At 66.7% G+C, this 21,783-nt stretch carries 23 protein-coding genes; 11 read left to right on the forward strand and 12 right to left on the reverse strand.

Annotated elements, in window-relative coordinates; genetic code table 11:
* Positions 1-12 precede the first annotated feature (12 nt).
* Together ACWF5H_RS09965 and ACWF5H_RS09970 are read left to right on the forward strand one after the other, a co-directional pair.
* The gene (locus ACWF5H_RS09965) at positions 13-501 is read left to right on the forward strand and encodes an NADPH-dependent FMN reductase (RefSeq protein ID WP_452036552.1); all 489 of its coding nucleotides are present in this window, start codon (positions 13-15) and stop codon (positions 499-501) included.
* A gap of 56 nt (positions 502-557) precedes the next feature.
* On the forward strand, positions 558-1,790 hold the full coding sequence (locus ACWF5H_RS09970; RefSeq protein ID WP_452036553.1) for a hypothetical protein: 1,233 nt from the start codon (positions 558-560) through the stop codon (positions 1,788-1,790).
* A 49-nt stretch (positions 1,791-1,839) separates the two neighbouring features.
* Here ACWF5H_RS09970 and ACWF5H_RS09975 read toward each other — a convergent pair whose 3' ends face one another.
* A complete protein-coding gene (locus ACWF5H_RS09975) occupies positions 1,840-2,397 on the reverse strand; it encodes a histidine phosphatase family protein (protein ID WP_452036555.1) in 558 nt (185 codons plus the stop codon).
* Between the two features lie 232 nt (positions 2,398-2,629).
* Between ACWF5H_RS09975 and ACWF5H_RS09980 the strand changes: the two genes are divergently transcribed.
* The gene (locus ACWF5H_RS09980) at positions 2,630-2,770 is read left to right on the forward strand and encodes a hypothetical protein (protein WP_364646663.1); all 141 of its coding nucleotides are present in this window, start codon (positions 2,630-2,632) and stop codon (positions 2,768-2,770) included.
* Between the two features lie 85 nt (positions 2,771-2,855).
* Here ACWF5H_RS09980 and ACWF5H_RS09985 read toward each other — a convergent pair whose 3' ends face one another.
* The 4 genes from ACWF5H_RS09985 to ACWF5H_RS10000 form a co-directional block, all read right to left on the reverse strand.
* Positions 2,856-6,275, reverse strand: coding sequence for a DEAD/DEAH box helicase (locus ACWF5H_RS09985; RefSeq protein ID WP_452036556.1), 3,420 nt, complete (start codon positions 6,273-6,275; stop codon positions 2,856-2,858).
* A gap of 114 nt (positions 6,276-6,389) precedes the next feature.
* Entirely contained in the window at positions 6,390-6,818 is a 429-nt protein-coding gene (locus tag ACWF5H_RS09990; protein ID WP_452036558.1) for a hypothetical protein, read from the reverse strand.
* 202 nt (positions 6,819-7,020) lie between these two features.
* On the reverse strand, positions 7,021-7,416 hold the full coding sequence (locus tag ACWF5H_RS09995) for a hypothetical protein (protein ID WP_452036560.1): 396 nt from the start codon (positions 7,414-7,416) through the stop codon (positions 7,021-7,023).
* A gap of 59 nt (positions 7,417-7,475) precedes the next feature.
* On the reverse strand, positions 7,476-8,645 hold the full coding sequence (locus ACWF5H_RS10000) for a glycosyltransferase family 4 protein (protein WP_452036562.1): 1,170 nt from the start codon (positions 8,643-8,645) through the stop codon (positions 7,476-7,478).
* Positions 8,646-8,746: 101 nt separating this feature from the next.
* Here ACWF5H_RS10000 and ACWF5H_RS10005 point away from each other — a divergent pair, with 101 nt between their 5' ends.
* From ACWF5H_RS10005 to ACWF5H_RS10020, 4 genes are all read left to right on the forward strand, one after another.
* Positions 8,747-9,493: a sulfite exporter TauE/SafE family protein gene (locus ACWF5H_RS10005; protein WP_452036732.1), complete on the forward strand. Its 747-nt coding sequence runs from the start codon at positions 8,747-8,749 to the stop codon at positions 9,491-9,493.
* 107 nt (positions 9,494-9,600) lie between these two features.
* Entirely contained in the window at positions 9,601-9,729 is a 129-nt protein-coding gene (locus ACWF5H_RS10010; RefSeq protein ID WP_276606329.1) for a hypothetical protein, read from the forward strand.
* A gap of 395 nt (positions 9,730-10,124) precedes the next feature.
* Positions 10,125-11,456: an FAD-binding oxidoreductase gene (locus tag ACWF5H_RS10015; protein WP_452036563.1), complete on the forward strand. Its 1,332-nt coding sequence runs from the start codon at positions 10,125-10,127 to the stop codon at positions 11,454-11,456.
* Between the two features lie 149 nt (positions 11,457-11,605).
* Positions 11,606-12,907, forward strand: coding sequence for a cell division protein PerM (locus ACWF5H_RS10020; RefSeq protein ID WP_452036565.1), 1,302 nt, complete (start codon positions 11,606-11,608; stop codon positions 12,905-12,907).
* Between the two features lies 1 nt (position 12,908).
* Here ACWF5H_RS10020 and ACWF5H_RS10025 read toward each other — a convergent pair whose 3' ends face one another.
* Complete coding sequence (locus ACWF5H_RS10025; RefSeq protein ID WP_452036567.1) at positions 12,909-13,319, reverse strand: hypothetical protein; 411 nt, start codon at positions 13,317-13,319, stop codon at positions 12,909-12,911.
* 40 nt (positions 13,320-13,359) lie between these two features.
* On the opposite strand from ACWF5H_RS10025, the gene purN reads away from it, so the two are divergent.
* The 4 genes from purN to ACWF5H_RS10045 all read left to right on the forward strand — a co-directional run bounded on the left by purN (position 13,360) and on the right by ACWF5H_RS10045 (position 16,459).
* Positions 13,360-13,917, forward strand: coding sequence for a phosphoribosylglycinamide formyltransferase (gene purN / locus ACWF5H_RS10030; RefSeq protein ID WP_452036569.1), 558 nt, complete (start codon positions 13,360-13,362; stop codon positions 13,915-13,917).
* A 213-nt stretch (positions 13,918-14,130) separates the two neighbouring features.
* A complete protein-coding gene (locus tag ACWF5H_RS10035) occupies positions 14,131-14,781 on the forward strand; it encodes a DUF6318 family protein (protein ID WP_452036571.1) in 651 nt (216 codons plus the stop codon).
* Between the two features lie 194 nt (positions 14,782-14,975).
* The gene (locus ACWF5H_RS10040) at positions 14,976-15,713 is read left to right on the forward strand and encodes a hypothetical protein (protein ID WP_452036573.1); all 738 of its coding nucleotides are present in this window, start codon (positions 14,976-14,978) and stop codon (positions 15,711-15,713) included.
* Between the two features lie 152 nt (positions 15,714-15,865).
* Positions 15,866-16,459, forward strand: a complete 594-nt coding sequence (locus tag ACWF5H_RS10045; protein WP_452036574.1) for a DUF6318 family protein — start codon at positions 15,866-15,868, stop codon at positions 16,457-16,459.
* Positions 16,460-16,550: 91 nt separating this feature from the next.
* Here ACWF5H_RS10045 and ACWF5H_RS10050 read toward each other — a convergent pair whose 3' ends face one another.
* From ACWF5H_RS10050 to ACWF5H_RS10075, 6 genes are all read right to left on the reverse strand, one after another.
* The gene (locus tag ACWF5H_RS10050) at positions 16,551-17,903 is read right to left on the reverse strand and encodes an MFS transporter (RefSeq protein WP_364646699.1); all 1,353 of its coding nucleotides are present in this window, start codon (positions 17,901-17,903) and stop codon (positions 16,551-16,553) included.
* Between the two features lie 677 nt (positions 17,904-18,580).
* Positions 18,581-19,423, reverse strand: a complete 843-nt coding sequence (locus ACWF5H_RS10055; RefSeq protein ID WP_452036575.1) for a ComEA family DNA-binding protein — start codon at positions 19,421-19,423, stop codon at positions 18,581-18,583.
* Positions 19,423-20,280 carry a ComEA family DNA-binding protein gene (locus ACWF5H_RS10060; RefSeq protein WP_452036577.1) on the reverse strand — a complete coding sequence of 286 codons (858 nt, stop codon included), beginning with the start codon at positions 20,278-20,280 and terminating at the stop codon, positions 19,423-19,425. The genes ACWF5H_RS10055 and ACWF5H_RS10060 overlap by 1 nt, the downstream gene beginning before the upstream one ends.
* On the reverse strand, positions 20,267-20,743 hold the full coding sequence (locus tag ACWF5H_RS10065; RefSeq protein WP_452036578.1) for a hypothetical protein: 477 nt from the start codon (positions 20,741-20,743) through the stop codon (positions 20,267-20,269). Before ACWF5H_RS10065 ends, ACWF5H_RS10060 begins: the two co-directional genes overlap by 14 nt.
* A complete protein-coding gene (locus ACWF5H_RS10070; protein WP_452036579.1) occupies positions 20,740-21,564 on the reverse strand; it encodes a 4Fe-4S single cluster domain-containing protein in 825 nt (274 codons plus the stop codon). The genes ACWF5H_RS10065 and ACWF5H_RS10070 overlap by 4 nt, the downstream gene beginning before the upstream one ends.
* Entirely contained in the window at positions 21,548-21,757 is a 210-nt protein-coding gene (locus ACWF5H_RS10075; RefSeq protein WP_452036581.1) for a DUF2997 domain-containing protein, read from the reverse strand. Before ACWF5H_RS10075 ends, ACWF5H_RS10070 begins: the two co-directional genes overlap by 17 nt.
* Positions 21,758-21,783 lie beyond the last annotated feature (26 nt).

The following is a 21,783-nucleotide window of genomic DNA, read 5'->3' on the forward strand; positions in this document are numbered from 1 at the left end:
AGCGTCCGGAGCATGACCGTGACAGTTGTGGCAGGAAACCCCAAACCCGGCTCCCGGACGCTGGCCGCCGCCGGAGCGTTGGCCGAACAGATCACCGGTGCGCCGGCGGACCATCAGGTGGATGTAGTGACGTTGGGCCCGGGCCTGCTGGGATGGGGCGATCAGGGCGTGGCCGCCGCCGTCAAGACCGTGCAGGGCAGCGAACTGGTCATCGTGGCGTCGCCCACCTTCAAGGCCACCTACTCCGGAGTGCTGAAGTTGTTCCTCGACCAGTTCGCCACCGGTGACGGGCTGGCCGGAGTGGTGGCCGTGCCGCTGATGCTCGGCGCCGGATCGGCCCACGCCCTGGCGCCGGAGCTGCTGCTTAAGCCGGTGCTGGTGGAACTGGGCGCCACGGTCCCGGTCCAGGGCCTGTATTTGAACCAGGAGTCCTGGCAGGATCCGGAAAGCAGCGCCGCCTGGCTGGAGAAGTGGCGGCTGGTAATCCAGTCCCTGCTTTGACCGCAGTGCCCGCCGCGGCGGTTACCTTCGCGGCGAGGGCATGGCAGACTCGTGGCATGAGTCCTGTGAGCCGCAAACGCAAGCCGAAAAAGCTGAAGAACCGGCAGCCCGGCTCCGGCGGGCAGGCCGGCCCGGGCAGCGACCCGCTGCTGGAACTGTATGTCGAGCTGGAACGTCCGTTTGCCGACACCTTGGAGACGGCCAGTCCGATCGAAGCCCATTCGCTGGGCGGCTACCTGCTGGATCTGTGGGACACCCAGGACGACGCCGGCCGGCAGCGCCGCAATGAGCTGTTCTATGCGTGGCTGGACCTGGCCGAGGACCGGAACGGCCCCGGCGCGGTGCCGATGCTGCGTGCGCTGGCGTTCCTGATCGACCGCCCGGACATGCGGCGCGACGCCGAAACGCTGGCGGACCGGATGGTGGCCGACGGCTTCACCGAACCGGAGTGGGCCAAACACCCGGTGACGGTGACGGCTTTGCACCGCTATGCGGACGCTTTCGGCGACGAGGCCAACATGCTCTTCGAATTCACGGCCGGCAATGACAAAGTAGGCCTGCTGGTGCTGCTGGACGGCAACATTTTCGGCGGGACGGTGATGGAAACCGGGCTGGTGGATGACCCGGTCGCGGCGCTCAAGGACCTGAATGAAGACGCCCAGGAAGAAGGGCTGGTGCTCGACGCCGATGCCGACCTGACCGGCGCCGCGCTGGATGCGTGGGAAGGGCTTGACGCTTCGCTGGATTTGCCCGAACACATGGTGGATGAAGACTTTGGCGCCCGCCGCTGGGTGGCCCAGGCCTGGCTGCGCACCATCATCGAGCTGGCGGACGAGACAGAGGACGAGAGCGAGGACTGGCTCTCCGACGAGGACTATGCAGAGCTCGACGACGCTGTGGCCGGCCCCGGCGCGGCGCGGCAGGGCGAAGACACGGAGCCGGATGACGGCAGCCTGGATGAGGAAATCGAGGCCGTCCGGCAGGAGGAAATCGACGAGATGGCCGCCCGTTATCTGCGGGAGACCGGGCACGAATCAGCGTCGGAACGCGGCATGGTGAACCTGATCCTTGGCTACAGCTGGGATTACGACGGCGGACGGCTGACCCGGGTGAGCCCGGTCAAGCTGGATTTGATCAGCGAGACCCTGATGGCGGAAGGCGGCATGGAGCCGGTTGACCCCGCCGAACTCACCGCGTTCCTGCACCGCTGGGTGGACTGGTGCGCCCCGCGCGAAGAACTCTCCGCGCACGACGTGGCTACCCTGCACCAGCGTTTGGATGGCGAATAGCAGCAGGACGCCGGCCGGACGGTCGCGGGCACCGCACGCCCCGCCGTCGTCAGGACCGGCTGGCAGCCAACTGGTCCGGATCCGCGCGGTAGCCGAGCACCACGTCAGGGTCCAGTTCCACTGCTTGGCCGTTGAGGATGTAGTCCCGCGGCGTTCCATGCAGCACATTCAGCGTGAGCCGCAGGATGGTCCCGTGCGCCACCGCGATGATGTTTTGTTCCGGGTAGGTGCGGACCAACGCCTGCAGCCCGGCGATACCGCGGACGGCCACGTCCGCCTCCGGTTCGGCCTGGCGCATCAGCTCGTCGATGCGCGGCCGGTCCATCCCGCGCAGCACGGTGCCTTCGATCCCGCGGTAATCGCGCTCAAGGAGCTCCGGGACCGTTTCCGCCAGTTCCAGACCCACCTGGCCGCCGATGATCTGCGCGGTTTCCACGGCGCGGCCCAAAGGCGAGGACACCAAAACGTCCCAGCCGCCAGCGGATAGCGAGGCGCCGACGTCGTTCGCCTGTTGCCTGCCCAAGCCGTTGAGCGGCACGTCGGTGTGTCCTTGCAGTCGGCCCGCTGCGTTCCAATCGGTCTGTCCGTGGCGTACCAGTGCCAGCACCCTGCCCCCTTCGTCCGGTGGACGGGACGGCCCGTGGAGACGGACGATCCCGCCTACCACCTTAGCCCGAGCCCGTCGGGCCCGGCCCGGGGGCGGCCAATGCTGGAAGGCGGCGGCGCCCGGCTGCGGCGCTAGGCGTCGGGCCTGAAGGGATGCGGCTTGTCGGCGGACGTGACCGGAACCATGGTCGAGGATGCCGCGGCCCCGGCGGGGACGGGGATATCTTTAGTCCGTGGTCAAAGTTGTGGGAATCATCCAGCCGGTCGAAACCAAGGAATTGTCGGCCGAAGGGGAGTCCTATGTCGACGCCCGGGCCGCCATCGAAGCGCAGGTGCCGGAAGGCTGGCGCCTGCTGCAGGTAACCGTGCAGTAGGTAACCGTGCACTAGCGTGCCGCCAGCCACCGGGCCCGCGCATCCGTCCGCATGGCCGGCGCGGGCCGTCCCTCCGGCCGCAGGCCTAATCGCCGAACAAGCCGCGGATATCCGTGGCGGTGAGCTTGGAGGAGAACATGGCATCGTCTTCGAGCACCGACGAGATGAGCTTGGCCTTCCGCTCCTTCAAGGCCATCACCTTCTCCTCGATCGTCCCGCGGGCCACCATCCGGTAGACCATCACGTTCTTGGTCTGGCCGATCCGGTGCGTGCGGTCCACGGCCTGGGCCTCGGTCGCCGGGTTCCACCACGGATCCAGCAGGAAGCAGTAGTCGGCCTCGGTCAGGTTGAGGCCGAAGCCGCCGGCCTTGAGGCTGATCAGGAACACCGGCGCACTGCCGTTCTTGAACTTCTCGATCACCTCGGCACGGCGCCGGGTGGAGCCGTCCAGGTAACAGTACTCGACCCCGGCCGCGTCCAACTGTTGGGCGGCCTTCTTCAGGTAGCTGGTGAACTGGCTGAAAATCAGCGCCCGGTGCCCCTCGCCGATGACGTCTTCGAGTTGCTCGAACAGGACACCGAGCTTGCTGGACGGCACCGATGAGTACTTCGCATCCACCAGCGAGGGATCCAGGCTCAGCATCCGCAGCAGGGTCAGCGACTGGAAGATGGTGAACCGGTTCTTGTCCATGTCCTCGACCAGGCGCAGGACCTTCTGCCGCTCGCGCTGCAGATGGGTGTCGTAGATCCGCCGGTGCTTGGGCGTCAACTCCACCTCCAGGACCTGCTCCTGCTTCTCCGGCAAGTCCCGGGCCACCGCCTCCTTGCTGCGGCGCATCATCAGCGGTTTGATCCGGCGGCGCAGTTTCTGCAGCAGTTCGGAGTCCTGGTTGCGTTCGATCGGGCGCTGGTACTGGTCAACAAACCGCACCGCGGACGGGAACAGCCCCGGCGCCACGATGGAGAAGATGGACCACAGCTCCATCAGGTTGTTTTCCATCGGCGTGCCGGTGATCGCCATCTTGAAGGGCGCGCGCAGGTCGCGGGCACACTGATGGACCTTGGTGGCGCGGTTCTTCACGAACTGCGCCTCATCCAGAATTAGCCCGGCCCAGTCCGTCTCCTGGTAGGTCTCGAAATCCAGTCGGAACAGCGTGTAGGAAGTGACCACGACGTCGGCTTCCGCGGTGATCTCTGAGAGCGGACGGCGGCCACGCACCTGCGTGTCGGTGATGCCCTCGATCTTCAGGTCGGGGGCGAAGCGCCGGCTCTCGTGGACCCAGTTCGAGACCACGGAGGTGGGTGCCACCACCAGGAACGGGCGGGCGAGCGCCGGTTCGCCATGCTGCTTGGCGTGCAGCAGCAGCGCCAACGCCTGCAGCGTCTTGCCCAGCCCCATGTCGTCGGCCAGCACGCCGCCCAGCCGGTGCCGCCAAAGGAAGGCGAGCCAGTTGAAACCTTCGGCCTGGTACGGGCGGAGCTCAGCGTCCAAACCGGCCGGCAGGGGAGTTTGTTCCACCGACTCCAGCGCCAGCAGGCCCTGGACGGAATCGCGCCAGGTGCGGGCCTGCACCGTTTCGGTGGCGACTTCCTCCAGATCCTCCCAGAGCGAGGCCTGATAACGGCTGATCTGCAGTTCCCCGGATTCCCGGTCCTGCATCTGCCGGGCTTCGTCCACCAGTTGGCGGAGACGGTCGAAGACCGGCTGCTCCAGCGACAGGTAGGACTTGTCCACCAGCAGCAGCCGCGTCTGGCCGCGGGCCAGCGACTTGAAGATGTTTCCGAACGGCACGGTGCGTCCGGCGACGCGGACCATGACGCCGAGGTCGAACCAGTCGCTCTCCTCCGTCTCCACCGTGCTGATGGTCAGTTCGGGGGCTTCGGTCAGCTCCTGGTAATCGGGCTTCTCGCCCACAATGTCCACGCGCACGCCGTCCAGCTGCTCCAGCGCGGGCAGCGCGTAGCGGGTGAAGTCCACGGTGGCCATATCCCGCAGGGTGCGCGCCGCCGTCGTACCCACGCCCGGCACCGCCGCGGCGGCCACCAGTAGGTCCTGCTCGGCGGGCAGGTCGCGGTAGTGGCTGGTCTCCGGTTCCCCGTCGACCGGAAGCCGCAGCGGCTTGTCCCCGTGGCGGTACTCGATGTGCCAGCCGACCTGCAGGACGTTGCCCTTGCGGTAGGACGCGGTCAGGACCAGCGCCGGGGGAACGATCTCCGGGAAATTGACCGAATCGTCGCTGCTGGCCACCGCGATGCGCTGGCTGAGCGCCGGATAGTAGCGCTCCATGAACTGCTCGACGTCGGCGGCCGGCACCGTCAACGGGGCGCCGGAGAGCAGCAGGTTCGCTTCCTGGTCCGTGACCGGATGCGCTGTGGGAGCCAGCGTGATGACGGTCTGCCCGGCGAAGGCATAGTGATACACGCCGTGGGTTCCGACGATGCCCGCCGTGTCCGTGGGGAGTTCTTGGCCATCGATCCGCAGCGACGGGGTGAGCACCAGATCGGCGGATACCGGGCGGTCCCCGGCGTCGCCGTCGCTCGCCTCGGCTGGACCGCCGGTAGCGGTGGCCGCCGGCGCCACGCCGTCGAGATGGGCGTCCAGACCGATCACGGCCTGGTCCCGGATCTCGACGACGGTGTCCGCCTTGGCGCCGATCAGCGCGATGCCCAGCCGCTTGGCTTCGGCGAAGAGTTCCCAGAGCAGCGGGCTGCTGAATTCGTCCAGGAAGAGCCAGTCGTTGTCTTCGCCGAAGTAGGTCAGCCCGGTGGCCCGGTGCAGCGGCGCGAACTGGCTGAACCAGCGGTGCTGTTCGGCGTCCAGCGGCAGGCCGTAGGTCTTGTAGCTGATGGTGTTCCAGCGCAGTTTGCTGCGCACCCACCGGCCGGTCTCGTTCTGCAGCACGGGGCGGACGCCCACCCGCAGCCGGTTGCCGGCCTTGCGCGTCCAGCTGGGGCCAGCCGCTGAGGCCTGCGGCAGGGAGAGGCCCGAGGGCCGGTACTGGCGGTCGTTTCGGCGGCCGGGCTCCAATAAATCGAACTGCAGTCCCAGCCCGGACGTGCTTTTCGCCTTGGCCTTAGCCGGTTTGCCCGCGCCGCCCTTGGCACCGTCCGGCGTGCCGCCGATCAGTCCCGCCAGCGAATCCTCCCAGCCGGCCGGTTCCGGTTCCGGTTCGCGCGCAAAGGCCTGGTTGGTGATCAGGTGCTTGCCGTTGCTGTTGAGGAGCACGGCGGCCACATGCTTGCAGTCGGATCCCACCGGGCAACTGCAGGAGGCCGAGGCCGGACGCCACTGGCCGCTGGTGCCGGTCTCCAGATAGATTCGGCAGCGGTACGGCAGGGCAGCGGTGCCGATGACTTTGGCGGTCAGGAGGCGGACGGAAGGGTCCCAGTCGAGCTCGGCCACGGAACCGTCGGAGGAATAGATCTTGCCGCGGGCAAAGGCGGCGCCGCCCACCAGCCTGATGATTTCGCTGACGTCAACCAGCGGAAAAGTGTGTGCGGCCATGACCTCCATCATCTCACGGTGGAAGCGGCGGCCGGCACGGGTAGGCGAGGCTGTGGAGAGGGAGGACGGCAGCGGGGGAGGCCTGGCTCCGCCGTCGTGCCCCGTTGCTGGATGCTAGGTGGTCTGCAGCGCCGCCGGCTTCTTGTTCTTGGGATCCAGGATCAGTGCCAAGGCGATGCCGAGCATCCAGACGTCCTTGGCGTACGGGGTGCCCTCGGGGCTGGGGCGGACGTTGTCCTCGGCCGTCATGTGCGGCGTCTTGAAATACATGGCCAGTAGCGAACCGGAGAACGCGGCCAGACCCAGTCCGGCCAGCCTGCTGGGCACGAACGGCAGCAGCAGTGCCGCGCCCAGGGCGGTTTCGCCGTAGGCCAGCAGTTTGCCGAATTTCTCCGGATCCATGCGCCGTATCTGGGGAAATGCGCGGCCGCCCATCTCCTGCATGGCGACGGCACTGTCCGTGTCCAGTTTCTGTTTGCCCAGCCCGGAGTTGAGGATGAACGCGCCGGTGGAGAGGCGCAACGGAATATGGCTCAGTTTCATCGGAAGTCCTCGAATCTGTGTTGTCCGCTGTTACGTCCGAGCCTACGGTTCCGCCCCAGCGTCCGCTAGGGTCCACCGGCGGCAGGCCGAGTGGGTGCCGTCATCCGCCGGTGGTCGACCGGTCTCTACTCGGCGCTGGCGCGCCTCCTTCGACCACCGACAGTGCCAGCGAACGCGTGGAAACCCCCGCCGGGAGCACTGCCTACTTCTTGGCGGCGCGGACAACCCGGGCCACGGCCCGGCCGGCGGTCCATACCAAGGGAATCAGCACAGCCAGCAGCGCAACGGTGTTGGGCCGGAACGTCGCTGGCCCGTCGCCGCGTCCAACGTAGGCGCCGACCGGCAGGGCTAAACCGCCGCCACCGCCGCCGGCAGCTCCCTCGGCATCGCCGCCGCCGCCGAACCCGTACTGCACCAGGGCCACCGGGACCACGGTATCGCCGCCCAGCTGCAGCGGTTCTCCGAAGGTCCGGGCAACGCCCAGCGACTTGAGTTGTTCGGCCAGTCGCTCCGGTACGGACGGGCCGGCCGAGGGCCGCTGCCCCTGTCGGGATGACGGAGCAGATTCGGGCGAGACGGATCCGGTTTCTGTGGGCATGGCCACATCCTAATGGAGCGAGTCAAGACACTGAACGGCCGGGTTTCCGGCTGAAGCATTCACCCGGCCAGGAAACCCAGCACGCCCCGGGCTTCCAGATTCAGCTCCCGGCGCTTGACCCTGGCGGCAAGCCGGTAATAGTCCACCAGCTGTTCGCAGAGCACCGGCCACGTCCTGCCTTGCACCGAGCGATGAGCGGCCTCGCCCAACGCCCGGCGTTTGGTGTCGTCGCCCGTCAGGTCGCGAACGTAGTCGCGCAGTTCGTCCAGGTTCCCGGGCCGGTAGATCCACCCGGTCCTCGACGGGTCAACCAGGTCCAGCGGGCCGCCGCGGCCAACGGCCACGACGGGCACGCCGCTGGCCATCGCCTCCTGGATGGTCTGGCAGAAGGTCTCCGATTCGCCCGGGTGCACAAAGAGGTCGAACGAGGCGACACAGCGAGCCAGCTCTTCGCCGGTCTGGAAGCCGGCAAAGTGCGCGTCCGGCAACTTGGCCTGCAGCTCCTCCTTCAGCGGGCCGGAGCCCACCACCACCAGCCGGGTCCCGGGGAGGTCGGCAAGCACGGCCAGATCCGCCACCTGCTTTTCCGCCGCCAGGCGGCCCACGTAGCCGATGATCCGTTCGCCGTTGGGTGCTACGGAAGCCCGCCAGCCGGCGTCGTACTTCTCCGGATGGAAGCGGGTGGTGTCCACCCCGCGCCGCCACAGGTGGACGCGGATGCCGCGGCTGCGCAGCTGCTCCATGGCGAACGACGACGGTGCCAGGGTCAGCGTGGACGCTTTGTGGATGCTCTCCACCCGCTGCCAGAGCAGTTCCTGCAGCCAGGGCGCACCGTAGCGGGCGGCATAGGCGGGCACCTCGGTCTGGTAGACGGAGACGGTGGGCAGGCCGAGCTGCTGGGCGGCCTGCACCGCGCGCCAGCCCAGGATGAAGGGGGAGGCCACGTGGACCACGTCCGGCCGGAAGCTGGCCAGCACCCGGCGGATCCGTGCCACGGTTCCGGCCGCCACGCGCACATTCGGGTAGCCGCGCAGCGGGATGGACGGGAGCCGGTAGACCGGGTAGCCCTCTACTGTTGCCGGTGCGGTGTCCTCCAGCCACGACGACGTCGGTGCCACCACCAGGACGTCGTCGCCGCGGCGCCGCAGGTGCGCGATGACTTGCAGCAGGGAATGGGTGACCCCGTTCATGTGTGGCAGGAACGATTCGGCGACGATAGCTATCCTCACGCCACCCAGCCTGCCTGCGGCCGGCAACAAGCAGGCGAGCAGACATGATCGTGTCGGTGAACGGCGGCCTAACTCCGCTCTGGCAGGGTGGTCGGGTGACCATGGGACTCCTGGCGCTGATCACCGGCGCGATCTTTTTCGGTTCGGTGGCCCAGCGCATCGCGGGCATCGGGTTCGCCCTGCTGGTGGCGCCCATCCTGGCCATCCTGCTGGGGCCACATGAGGGCATCATGATGATCAACATCTGCGCGGTGGTCTCCTGCGGGCTGATTGTGCCCCGCGTGTGGCGGGAGATCGACTGGAATCTGCTGCTGTGGCTGTCCGTTCCCGCCGTGGCCGGTACGGTTGTCGGCTCATGGCTGGCGGTCCAGGTCCCGCCGGCCGTGCTGTCCACGGTGGTGGGCGCGGTGGTGATGGCCGGGCTGGCCGTCGCGGTGGTGCTGGGCCGCGCGCAGGTCACCGTGTCCGGGCAGCTGCCCAAGGCGCTCGCCGGAGTCGGCTCGGGACTGACCAACGCGCTCGCCGGCGTGGGCGGTCCGACGGTGAGCGCCTATGCCATCCTGTCCGGCTGGCCGCCGCGACCGTTCGCGGCCACGCTGCAGCCGTTCTTCCTGCAACTGTGCCTCATCACCGTCGGCGTAAAGCTGGCGGTGGATCCCGGCAGCGTGCCGCAGCTGGCGTGGTGGATGTGGGCGGTCATCGCGCTGGCAATCATCGTGGGCATCTTCGCCGGCGAACGGCTCGGCCGGCGGCTGCGGGACGAGCACGCCAGAACCGCGGTGGTGGTGCTGGCGTTTCTGGGAGCGGCCGGCGCGTTGGCCAAGGGACTGGTGGACCTGCTGGCCTGAGTGCCCTGCGTTTTTCTTTCTTTCGGTCCGCTAACTGTGGCTGGCTTAATTTCTTAAAGCAGGTATGGTCTGTAGCAAGACATCCCGCTTGAGAATGAGGAGCAAGAATGTCCGGAAAAACACCTGCGCGGGAAAGCGCTAAGAAGCAAGGCCGAAGCATTAAAGAAAAGCGTGCCGAAAAGCGCGAAAAGGCGAACTTGGAAAGCGAAACCATTCCCAAGCGCCGGAAGCGTTAGCGCGCCGGAGCCATTGCCGTCCGCGGAATCGGCGGCCCAGTTGCGGGGCTGACGTTTCGAGGGGGCCGGACCGATGGTGCCGGCGGAGCCGTGGCCACACGGTTCCTGCTGACTGGCGGAGCCACGGAAAGAGTCCGCGGAATTAGTCTTCCTGCGTTGAATTTCCGTTGAGCGAATATCCGCCTGCCGGGCGGCCGGATGATTTCAACATCATCCGGCCGCCCATTCCATTTAATGAACGGCCGCTTTCCGGCCGGCGGGTAGGAACGCCTTGCGGTTGCCGGGCCCCCGAATAACCGGTGTTCCGTCTCTGGGGTCCAAACGTCTGGCGTGTCGCCGGTGAGCGGCGTACCGTTTTGCTTGCTGGGGGTCCAACACGTGGAGAGGACAGCGCCATGGAATGGATCCGGCCGGAGGACTCCGGCTACGACGAGGCTCGGAAACTATTCAACGCGATGATTGACCGGCGGCCGGCCGTCATTGCCCAGTGCGGCAACCCCGACGATGTGGGGGAGGCACTGCGCTACGCCCGTGCGCACCAACTGGACGTGGCGGTGCGGTCCGGAGGCCACTCGGTGGCGGGCATGTCGATGAACGAGGGCGGACTGGTCATCGACGTCCGCCCGATGAAGACCGTGACGGTGGATTCCGGGGCCCAGACCGCCACAGTCGGCGGCGGCGTGACCTGGGGTGAGTTCGACCGGGCGGCCCAGTCCTACGGACTCGCGGTCACCGGCGGCCGGGTCAGCACCACGGGCGTTGCCGGCTTCACGCTCGGCGGCGGATCCGGGTGGATGGAACGGACCTGGGGACTCGCCTGCGACAATCTGGTCTCGGTGGACCTGGTCACGGCGGCCGGCGAACTGGTCACCGCGAGCGAGCAGGAAAACCCGGAGCTGTTTTGGGCACTGCACGGCGCCGGCGGAAACTTCGGCGTAGCGGTCTCCCTGACCTTCCGGATGCATCAGGTGGGCGAGCAGAGCTTGGCCGGCCTGATGTTGTGGCCCGCCGAAGCAGCACCCGAGGTGGCCCGCTCATTCCGCGACTTCGCACCGGATGCTCCCGAGGGCGTGGGAACCGCGCTGGCGTCCGTGATCGCCCCGCCGGAGGAATTCGTGCCGGCTGACCTGCAGAACAAACCAGCGCTCGGCGTGGTCTTCGTCCACGCCGGAGATCACGGAACCGGCGAGGAAGCGCTGGCGACCGTGCGCAGCTGGGGGCCCGCCGTCGACATTGTGGCGCCGCGGCCGTACGCGGAGTTCCAGTCGATGCTCGACGATCAGCCGGACCAGTTCAACTATTGGTCGGCCGAATACCATGACGAGTTTCCGGACCCGGCGCTTGACGTTTTCCTGCGTGCCGGCGCCAAGTTGCCGCATCCATCCTCGCAGTTGCTGCTGCTTCCCTGGGGCGGTGCCGTGGCTCAGGTCGACGACACCAGCACGCCGATGGCCCGGCGCGACGCCACCTGGGTGAGCCACCCCTTCGCGCTCTGGCAGGATCCCGCGCAGACGGAGGAAGCCATCGAATGGGCGCGCGGTTTCCGCCGGGAGATTTCCGACTATGCCACCGGCGGAGTGTATTTGAACTTCATCGGCCACGAGGGGCAGGACCGGATCAAGGCAGCGTTCGGGGAAGAGAACTACAACAGGCTGGCCCGGATCAAGCACCAGTACGATCCACTGAATGTTTTCCGCGGCAACCAGAACATCGAACCCGCCGCCTGAGCCCCAAGGACCGGACCCGGGAGCGTGAGCCGGGCACCGCCGTCGTGCTCTGCGACAGTACGACGCCGGTGCGCCCCCGCCATGTGCCGATGGCCACGGCGCCGCGTCGCTAAGCGGGCGGGGGCAACCTGGCTGGCACCATAGAAGCAATGAAACTCACGTCGCGACCGGGCGGTCAGGCCGGACTGCCGATGCCCCTCTGGCTGCAGGGTGCCTTCGAGTTCTTCCAGTGCGCCCTGCTCTCGGCCATCGTGGTGCTGTTGCCGCTGGTGGGCGTGTGGTTTGCCGACGGTTTTGACGACCGCAGCTTCGATTCGCTGGCTCGGCTCGGCGGCCAGGCCTGGCTACTCATCCACGGCGTCCCGCTGGAACTGGCCATCCAAACCGGCGCCAGTTCGGCCGAAACGATGCGCGGAACGTTGTCGCTGGTGCCGCTGGGACTCGCCCTCATTCCGTTCTTCCTGTCCTGGCGGGCCGGACGGCGGCTGGCCCGGGCCTCCTATACGGACCAGCTGTGGCAGGCACTCATTGGCGCGCTCGGAACTTACGCTGCCGTGGGCGCAGCGACCGCATACCTGGTGCAGACCGACGAAGTGGAGATCTCCATTCTGGCCGGGGCACTCATCCCGCTGCTGCCGGCGGGGGCGGGGCTGATTGTGGGCGCGTACAGGGAAGCCGGGTCCTGGGCCCGGTTGATCGGCGTCGACGCGGCCGCATGGGTGGCCCGCACCAGCCAGCATTCCCGTTGGGCCGGGTCCTACGTGTGGGCGGGCGTCCGGGCCGGGCTGCTGGCGGTGACCGCTGCCGTGGCGCTCTCCGCCCTGCTGCTGGCAGTGGATCTGGGCCTGCATTGGGCCGAAGTCGTGGAAATTTACGAACAGCTCAGCCCCGGCATCATCGGCGGCGCCGTACTGACGGTGGCGCAGTTGGGGCTGGTACCCAACTTCGTCGTGTGGGCGCTGTCGTGGAGCTCGGGGGCCGGATTCGCGCTCGGTTCCGGCAGTTCCATCGGCCCGCTGGCCACCACGGTGGGACCCATGCCTGCCTTGCCGGTGCTGGGCGCGCTGCCGTCCGGCGAGCTGACCTACGGACTGGCCGCCCTCGGCGTGCCGGTGCTGGCCGGCGTGCTGGCCGGCTGGTGGTTCCTGCGCGAGGGCGAGAACCATTTCGACGAGTGGCTCTCCATCAAGATCCGCGCCCGCTGGTTTACGGCTTCCGCGTCCACGCTGCTGCTGGGGCTGTTCATTGGCGCCGTCGCCGGAGCAGCGGCCGCCGGGCTGGTGTGGCTGTCCAACGGCTCGCTGGGCATCGGCCGGCTGACGGAGATCGGGCCGGACCCGCTGTGGACCGCGCTGTGGGTTGCGGGCGAAGTGGCGCTCGGCACCATGATCGGCCACGCCGTCGCGCCCTGGCTGGAGCGCGAACCGGCCCGGGCCCGCAGTCGGAAGTGACCTACGGGTTCACTAGGTTAGTGAAGTTCAGCAGCTTGTCCTCATAGTTGCCCAGGCAGGCTTCGCGGGCCGATTGCGTGACTGCCAGCTGATTGCAGTCCTCAAAGGCGGCAGTCACGGGCCAGAACAGTACCTGCGCCAGCGTGGTGAGCAGGAAGAACGCACCGGCACCGACGCCCAGCACATAGGTGATCCGCAGCGAGCCCGGCAGCCCCGCGCGCACCGCTTTGACCAGACCGATCACGGCCACCACGATGCTCGCCAGAGCCAGCGCCGGAGCCACCGCTTTCCAGGGGAGCGGGAGAGCTGTGGCTAGAAAGGTGGAGGCCAGCAAGAGCAGCAGCACACGGACAAAGAGCCCCGCCGACTTGATTTGTTCCTCGGTCGGCTCCGGGCGCGTGGTCTGCTGCATGGATTAAGCCTAGGCGAGACGGGCGCATAAAGTTGATTCCATGCGCATACTGGTCCTCGTTTCCGGCTCCGGCACCAACCTACAGGCCGTCATCGACGCCGTCCGCGACGGCCGGCTTGATGCCGAAATCCTCGCTGTAGGCAGCGACGTTCCCGGCTGCCGCGGACTCGAACGTGCCGCCGCGGCGGGCATCCGGACCTTCACGGTGGCCCCCGCAGACTTCGCCACCCGGCCCGAATGGAACCGCGCCCTGGAGGAAGCCGTAGCGGCTAAAAATCCGGACGTGGTGCTGCTGGCAGGCTTCATGCGCATCCTCGACGCCGAGTTCGTCGCCCGCTTCGAGGGGCGCCTGGTCAACACCCACCCGGCCCTGCTGCCGTCCTTTCCGGGCGCCCACGGCGTGCGCGACGCCATGGCCCACGGCGTCAAGATCACCGGCGTGACCGTGCATCTGGTGGATTCCGGCGTCGATACCGGACCCATCCTTGCCCAGGCGGCGGTGCCCGTGCTGGACGAAGACACTGAAGAGTCGCTGCACGAACGGATCAAGGTGGAGGAGCGAAGGCTCCTGGTGGAGACACTCGTCAAGCTCGCCTAGGCTCCCTCCAACAACGACGCCGGTGCTCGCCATGGGGCGTCGGTGCGGTTTTCCTGCGCCAAGACACCCGATATTTCCGTGCTGCTGTCAAGGGACGTGCAGACTTTCCACCCGCTGCAGACCAAACCTGTGGAAAACCTCCGCACCTATCGATGCGTCTGGTTAGACTGACTCGCACCAAGCGTCCAGCCCGTCCAGCACCCGGGGGTCTGAGTGAGCCAGCAGCCAACACTCATAGCTACAACGCGTGCCCGCATCACCGTCATCTTCATCGCCGCGGCAGCAGCCCTCGCCCTCTCCGCCTGCACCGGGCCGGCCGGCGCCGAGCCATCCGCATCGCCCGCGCCCGTTGCGTCGGCGCCAACGACTCAAAGTCCAGACCAAACCTATAAGCCAGCATCCGAAGACGGCCCGGCCGAAAACGTCCCAGTTCCGGTGATGCCAGATGAAGCATCCTTGAAGTCCCAGCAGGGGCTACAGGCGTTTCTACCGTATTGGTTTGAGACTGTGTCTTATGCCTATGAGACTGGAGACTTGGCGCCGCTGGAGCAGATCACTGCCCCGGGGTGTGCCATCTGTAAGGAATTTAAGAAGACAATCCAAGCGGGCCATGACGGCGATAAATGGATAGTGGGAGGACAGATTGAGCCCACGGAGATCGAAGACCGGTTCGTGGAAACTGCTGATGGGAAATATGCGCCGATAGTTTTCATCACGCAGCAGCCCTTGGTCATCTATGAAGGTGACAAAGTCGTCGGAGAGGCTGATGGTTTTGTGGATCCGCTTCTTTGGGTCGCTACAGTACGCTACGTCGAAGACCATTGGATCATCGAGGGTGTCGCTCGTCCGGATGGTGCCTCGTGATCCCAAATCATTCAACGACACAGCTCTGCACGAGAGCGCTAACATTCTCGGCGTTGCTGGCAACACTTTTCCTACTTCCAGCGACAGTAAGTTCGGCTAATCCGAACATTGCCACCGACTGGGTAGACAATGATGCTGTCGTCCGGGGCGTAAAGCAGGTGCCAGGAGAGGGTCCTGCAGAACAGGAGCCAGCAGTGCACAATGTGGGTGAAGACGTTGCACTCACACAACGCAAATATGAGCCAGTGTGTGCGCCCGACATGTCGAATGTTGCCATTGAATGCGTGCTCATTAACTCACAATGTTCGATCGGCGCTGATGGGACTCTCATGCGCATTCTTGAAGCGCCGGCGGGTCAGAGTCCGCCACAGTGGGTGGATACGACTCGGACAATCTGTCAGTACTCAGATAGGCCTCTGGAAGGCACCGCAAATGATGCTGACGAATTGCCTGTGGTGACGATCGAGTTCTTCCGGCGGTTGCCGATCGCTCCATCGGGACTGTCCGTGGAGCCTGTTCCGCATACTTTGATCGGAGCCGAAACCAACGTCTACGCGAGTCCGAATGAGCAGACGTTCACTGAGCATATCGATGGTTTTGACGTCACTGTTCGTGCGATTCCTACGTCCTACACCTGGAGCTATGGTGACGGCTCCTCGTTGGGGCCGACGAGCCAACCTGGAGGGCCGCTCCCCGCTGATCGTTTGGGGGAGAAGACGGCTACAAGTCACCGATATACGGATACTGGTGATGTTCAAGTTTCATTGACGACTACCTACCGAGGGGAGTACTCGATCAACGGCTCGGACTGGATAGCGATTTCGGGTGAAGCGCAGGTAGATAGCGCCGCAGTGGCACTCAGCGTTTGGCGGTCAGTGGTGAATAACTACGCCGACAACTGCCTGGAGAATCCGGAGGGTGCGGGGTGCTGAACCTAGATGGAAAATGAGGTGTGATCTGCCACACCTGAAGCACTCTTTTCAGAGTTTTGGGTGCATCCCGGCGATAGGGTGTGTGACGGTGCCGACGCCGCCGAGATGCGAAGAGGTCGGCTCCCTCTCATTCCGTTATCCCAGGGGAGACCATGAAGAAGTTGATGATGTCCGGCGCCATGGTGACTATGGCAGCTGTTGCGCTTGCGGGCTGCGGCAGCGACGCCGGGTCGGACAAGGCCGCCGTAAGCAACAAGCCGGTGTCGGCAACCACTGACGCGCCGGCGCAGAATGTCCGGACGCCGGAGAAGAACGACCGGATGGCCGAGGACACCGCCCAGGGCTTGGCGTCCTTCACGTACTACTACTTTGATGCTAAGAACTATGCGATCCAGACGGGCGATGCGGACCTGATGCGCGAAGTCGCTGCCGACTGCGCCAGCTGCATGACCGAGGCTGACGCCATTGAGGCTGTCTACGCCGACGGTGGCTGGATTGCCGGCGGACAGCCGAAGGCACTGAACGTGGTGGCACTGGAAGAGGCCACGGACGACGAGGGCAAGCTCAGCGCCGTGGTTCCGTACATGGAAGACGCCCGCACCACCTTGGACAAGGACGGCGAGACTGTGGATACCAAAGAGTGGGATTCGGACGGAACCACGCTGACGGTAACTGCCAACTACGCCGACGGCGCGTGGGCGATGGTGTCTGTCGACGAGACTCCGGATGCCGGGCTGCCGGAGTAAGCACTAAGACAGCCCCGCTGTGCGTGCGCCCTTCCGCCTGATGGTGGAAGGGCGCATTTGGGTTCGAGAGCCGTGCGAGCCACTGCCCGAATTAGAGAAGTTCGGCGCCCTTGGTCTCGGGGGAGAAGCGTGCCATCCACAGCACCGCGATCAGCACCAAGACGCCGGCGATGGCGAAGGACCATGCAAGGCCCAGATACGGCCACATGATCGACGCGAAGATCAGCGGGCCGAAGCCGGCTCCAACGCGGGAGAACGTCGAGGCCCAGCCGAAGCCCGACCCGCGTAGCTCGGTGGGGTAGAGCTCGGAGACATAGGTGTACAGCACGGGAATGGCGATCTGCACCACCATCCCGTAGACCAGCAGCAGGGCCACCACCGCCGGGGGAACGTCAATCAAAAGTGCGACGGCGACGAGCGCCAGCGCCGACAACGGACCGGTGATGGCGAGGATCCACTTCCGTCCGGTCTTCTCGACGAAGTACGCGGCGATGATGACGCCCACCAGACCGACGGCGGCCATGCCGGCCGTGGTGAGGAAGGCTCGCGCTGCGGCGAATCCAGCGTCGATGAGGATGATGGGCATCCAGGTCAGGGCCAGGTAGTAGACCAGCAGGATGCTGAAGAACAGGGCCCAGGCCGCCGTCGTGATCTTCCAGTTGAATTTCCAGACGGCTTTGAACTGCACCAGCACGTTGACGGCGGAGAGGCGCGGTGCCTCGCTCGGTTCGGGCAGCCGCCAGTCGCGAACGGTTCCGCCGGTCCGCTCGATCATGCCGTTGATGACTCGCTCGGCCTCTTCCGTGCGGCCGCGGCTGACCAGATAGAGCGGGGATTCGGGCACGGACCTGCGGACCCAGAAGACCAGCAGGGCGGGCAGGACCATGATCAGCATGGTGAAGCGCCAGTCGGCCACGGTGGCCATGATGATGGCCGAGACGAAACCGCAAAGCGCGGCGCCGACCGGCCACCAGCCGTCCATCGCGGTGAGGACACGGCCGCGCAGCCGGCGCGGGGTGAATTCGCCGACCAGCGCGTAGTCAACGGGCACACAGCCGCCCAAACCGAAGCCTGCGATGAACCGGAAAACGCAGAACCAGACAATGTCGGGTGCGAAGGCCCCGCAGACGGTGAAGATCGAGAAGACCAACAGCGTGGCGGTGAACGCCGTCTTACGGCCGATGAGGTCGGCGATCGATCCCCAGATGAAGGCACCGAGTGCCATGCCTATCAGGTTCGCCGTGCCGATCCAGGCAGCTTGGGCCGGGACGAGGTCCCAGTGGTCGGACAACAGCGGGATCAGGACGCCGTTGAGCGTCACGTCCCAAGCGTCGAACATGAAGCCGAGTCCGCCGAGCAGGAAAATCTTGCCTTGAACCCGCCAACGCCAAGGAAGTTCCTGCACGACCTGGTCGCCGGTGGGCAGGGAAGCGGTCTGCGTCATTCATGGCCTTCCAACGGAGCAACTATTCACACTCTAGTCGTGTGCAACAGATGAGAGGGTTCTCATTGAGTTCTCCTCAACGTCTCACTTTCGGTGTGCATTCTTGAGTCATCAGCACCTCGCAATGCACCGTGAAAGGCAGAACATGAACAAGCGCACTCTGTGGATCGCAACCGGAACTCTAGGCGTGATGGCAATCGGCGCAGGATCCGCTGTCGCGGATTCGGCCTTCGGGAACGTTGAGGCGGGTCCCGGTATTGTCCAGGCAGCGGAAACACCCGCCATCGCTCCCGTCGTGGCAACCACCGTCTCCCCGGCTGCGGTGAATCTCGAGCAGCAGGATGTAAAAACAGCCGTGTCGGCCGTGACAGCCCAGTCGGCTGCTAGCGCGGTTTCGGCCCAGAGTGCGCCGTCGCCGGTTTCGGCTCAGTCGGCTGCTAGCGCGGTTTCGGCGCAGAGCGCGCCGTCGCCGGTTTCGGCTCAGTCGGCGGCCAGCCCGGCCTCGGCGCAGAGCGCGCCGTCGCCGGTCTCCGCGCAATCTGCGGCATCCGCCCCGAGTGCACAGAGCGCTGACTGACCAGCGGCCCAAAGAACCCGCCAGGTCCCGACTGCACCCCTAGCGCATCGGGACCTGGCGCTATTGAAACCGCCCGCGCCCGGCCGCGGTTTGGCCTGTGTCAGTAGTCGACGATCCGGCCAAACGACGGCGGGGCCTGCGGCGTGCGCCCGCAGACGATGCGGCCACGCAGCCGTTGGAAGATGTGCGGCGCCAGGTCCAATGCGGCGGCAAAATCCTGTTCCGAGGTGAAGCCGCCGCGCTTCTGCCTGGCCTCGACTGCTTTGTTGGCGAGTGCCCGGGAGAATCCCGGTAGGGTTTCCAGCTCGCCGGCGGTGGCATTGTTGACGTCAACGGCTTCGACCGCTGTGGCGGCACGTGCCGATGAGGCAGCACTCGCCGGATTCGAGGGCAGTGCGGGCCAGCCTGCAGCGGTCTGCGCGCTGGCCGAAGCCGCCGAGCCGCGGCGAGCCGAGGGGGATTTCCCGGATCCTCCTTCCGATGCCTTGGCCCTGTTGCGGGAACCGGCTCGGGTGGCCGGCTTGCCGTTGACTCCGCGCGCCCGGTCACGCGGTTGGCGCCGGGTGTTGAGCTGGCTGCCCGAGCGGGCACCGGTGGTGCGTCCGGTGGTGCGGGGCGGCTGGGCCGCGGCACGGTCGCGGTCCCACTTGAACCGCAGGTACTCGGGATTGATGGCGACGGCGAAGCTGCTCCCGGCCAACCAGCAGGTGAGCAGCAGCCAGATGGCGACATCTTCGCGTACTCCGACGCCGTCGAGCAGGGCCAGAGCTGCACCGCTGAGCGTGAGGTGAACCAGACCGAGGATCCACCACAACGGTCGCTTGGCTCTGGAACCCACCACCAGCAAGGCGGCGCCGCCCAGGAAACCAAAGCTGCCCAGGGGCACCAGCAGCCAGAGGCTCTGGCGGAGATTCCATCCTACCGGGGGCTGTGCGGCTGCCATCAGTAGTCCACCGACCTTCCGAAGGACACCGGCTGGGCCGGCGGGAGCTTGCAGGCGATGAGTGGGCGGAGCTGTGCCAGTTGCGGGTCAGGCACGGCCAGTGAGGCGCAGAAGTCTTCCAGCGACCGGAACGGCCCCCGCTCTTTGCGCAGCCGGACGGCCTTGCGCGCCTTATGCCGGCTTAGCCCTGGCAGCTTCTGCAGCGCCGCCGCCGACGCACTATTGACGTCAACGGGCTCGGGCGGCCGGCTGGACGACGCGGCGGTGCGGGAAGCGGCGGTGCCGGCGTAGTAACCGGCGGCGTCGAGTCCGGGAGCGTTGAGGAGTTCGGCGGCCGGGCCGGCAGGTCCGGGGGCAAAGCCACGGCCGGGGGCAGGGGCAAGTGCCGGGGCTGGATCGCGGGGGACCGGGGCGGCGCCGGAGCGGCGGCGGAGCAGCGCGCGGACGGTGGGCATCGCCGTCGTGCTGTCCGTGGCATTGTCCGCGGCCGACTTGCGGAGTAGCGCCGTCCACACGCTACCGGTGGAGCCGGAGGCCTCCGCCCAGCGGTTGCGCAGCCAGGCCTGGTTGACGCCCAGCGCATGCAGCGAGCTGATGGCCCAGATCAAAAGTCTGGCGGTGCGCCCGGCTTCTTCATTCATGAAGAGCGAAATGACCAGCACCACCAGGTAGAGGCCGCCGGCGGACAGCCAGGCTGCACGGCGGGCCAGCAGGCCGATCAGCACGAAGCCGGCCCAACCCAGGAACCCAATGCCGAGCAGCGGCAGCAGTAACCACAGGCTGCTGGAAACCAGCCAGAGGACCGCCGGCCTGCCCGACCGGCCGGTGAGTGCGGCGTGTTGGTCAGCGGCGGACATTCAGGACCATGGTGACGCTTTGGTCTTCTTCGACCGTCTCCGACGCGAGTTCCAAGCCCGCGGTGTGCGCCCGTTCGCGCAGCTTCCGGACCACCGCCTGCTGGACCCTCCGGGCGTAGGCGGCGTCGATGGCCTGGACGATTTCGCCCGCCCGCCGCCGGTCAACGTCCTCGCCGCTGAAGTGGACCTGCCAGATGCCTTCGGCATCGCGTTCGAACACCGCAATGGCGTCCGCCCAAGTGGCCTCGAGCGAGTCCGCCGCGGCACGGGTGACCTGGGCCTGGGTGTCCGCCAGGGCGGCCTGCAGCAAGTCCAGGTCCCGCATGCGGGTGCGCACCTGGACCTGAGGTATCGCTGCCTCCTGGACCTTCTCCGCTCGGTTCTTGGCCTTGTTGTCGATGGCGCTGTTGACGGCGGCGACGGCGGCGATGGCCGCGGGGATCAGCAGCACGGAAACACTCATGGGGTTTCTCCTGGTCGGGTGCCGGCCTGGACCGGGCGGAACATGATGGGGTCAAGAGTCTGGCGGGAGGCGGTGCGGCGGGTGGCAGCCGCGCCGGGCCGGTCGGCGCGGGTTCCCAGACCGGCCAGCAGCGCGTCCAATTGGTCATCGGAGGCCCAGCCGTTCAGCCCGACGGTGCCGTCGGGAGCAATCCGGATTTCAATCCGGTCCCGCTGGGCGCCGATGTCCTCGAGCAGATCCCGGTAGCGGCCGGTCAGCGCGGTCAGGCCCTGATTGGTGGAGCCGATCCACGGCCGCTGCAGTTCAGGCCGGTCCTGCAGATAAGGCCCGTCGGCCAGCAGATCGGTGGCAGCCAGCAGGCCGGCGATGTCCTCCCGGCCGACCGCCCAGCGCTGCAGGTCCTCGTGCCGGTAGCCGGTGAAGGTCATCACGGACAACCCGGCGTCCCGGAAGGCACGCGCGACGACGGTGCTGGCCGCCGCCTGCTCGAAGGGTTCGCCGCCCAGCAGGGTCAGCCCTTGGGACCCGGCAGCCGCCGCTTGGGCAACAAGCTCGGCGGCGAGTTCCACGGTCGGGACCAGGTCTGCGCCGCGATCGGCCCAAAGGTGGGGGTTGAAGCAGCCGGGGCACCTGATGGAGCAGCCTTGCAGCCAGAGCGCAGCCCGCCGTCCGGGTCCTTCGGCGTCGGTAGCCGGAAGGAACCGGGCATACCTGATGGTTCCGGCATCGGTCCGCGCCGGGACTGTGCCGTTGTTGATCCGTGACTCCGGTGCCAGTCCGGCTGGCTGGTCGGGCGCAGCGGGCCTAGTCTGCCGACTCATTGCTCACGTAGTTGCTGGCGGTGACCGCGGTGCGGGCATAGTCCTCGGTATAGGAGCTGGAGACGGTTTCCGCTTCCAGCAGGTCTTCGAGCACCGTGATGTAGTCCAGGCAGTCGGCGCCGAAGATGTTGCGGGTTTCGGCCGCAACGGAGCCGTCGGGCCCCACCGTGACAATGAGCTGTTGCTGGTCCATCGCTTCTCCTACGGAATCGAATGCTG

The sequence above is a fragment of the Arthrobacter sp. NPDC055138 genome (genome assembly GCF_053607305.1).